The following is a 904-nucleotide window of genomic DNA, read 5'->3' as shown; positions in this document are numbered from 1 at the left end:
GGTTGATTTCTTTTCCTACGGGTACTTAGATGTTTCAGTTCTCCGCGTTCGCCTCGTTAACCTATGTATTCAGTTAACGATACCTGCAAGCAGGTGGGTTTCCCCATTCGGAAATCCTAGTCTCAAGCGCTTTTTACTAGCTTGACTAGGCTTATCGCAAGTTAATACGTCCTTCATCGCCTCCAACTGCCAAGGCATCCACCGTGTACGCTTAGTCACTTAACCATACAACCCAAACGGGTCTTTGTTATGTGACAGTTTAACTTCGCCAGAAGTTAATATTGAATACTAAAGTAGATACCAATTAATCAACTCAAAGAGTGATTAAATGGCACTGAATGATACTGCTATCATTCTTTTTTACTTTTGAAAACTCTGTACAAATAACACTGTTATTCATACGAATTTTATTATCAGCTTTTCCAAATTTTTAAAGAGCAGAGAATCAAAAACTTCTCAAAATTAAACACACTCTATTCTCAGGTGATGTTGCTACCCGATAAAGAATATTTATTTTTAAGAAGTAAAGTGGTGGAGCTAAGCAGGATCGAACTGCTGACCTCCTGCGTGCAAGGCAGGCGCTCTCCCAGCTGAGCTATAGCCCCACATATGCTGGTCTTATTGTTTGTTATCCGACTTCGTTTTAATCTTAGTGATAAGATTAAGAAGAAGTGGTGGGTCTGGGTGGATTTGAACCACCGACCTCACCCTTATCAGGGGTGCGCTCTAACCAACTGAGCTACAGACCCAAACAATAAGTGTTGTTCTCTTTACAATTAACAATCATCTGTGTGGACACTACGAACAAATAAGTTCTAAATCGTATAAGGAGGTGATCCAGCCCCAGGTTCCCCTAGGGCTACCTTGTTACGACTTCACCCCAGTCATGAATCACTCCGTGGTA

The 904-nt window shown here is 41.3% G+C and carries 2 tRNA genes and 2 rRNA genes; all 4 read right to left on the bottom strand.

Going from position 1 to position 904, the window contains the following annotated elements:
* A 23S ribosomal RNA gene (locus PSH48_RS20660) occupies positions 1-225 on the bottom strand; the annotation flags it as partial.
* Positions 226-529: 304 nt separating this feature from the next.
* A tRNA-Ala gene (locus tag PSH48_RS20655) sits at positions 530-605 on the bottom strand.
* A 67-nt stretch (positions 606-672) separates the two neighbouring features.
* A tRNA-Ile gene (locus PSH48_RS20650) sits at positions 673-749 on the bottom strand.
* A 76-nt stretch (positions 750-825) separates the two neighbouring features.
* Positions 826-904 (bottom strand): 16S ribosomal RNA (locus PSH48_RS20645); the annotation flags it as partial.

It is taken from the genome of Pseudoalteromonas sp. Angola-4 (assembly GCF_028599265.1).
Lineage (GTDB): Bacteria > Pseudomonadota > Gammaproteobacteria > Enterobacterales > Alteromonadaceae > Pseudoalteromonas > Pseudoalteromonas atlantica.
This window is presented reverse-complemented; position numbering and strand designations above follow the sequence as displayed.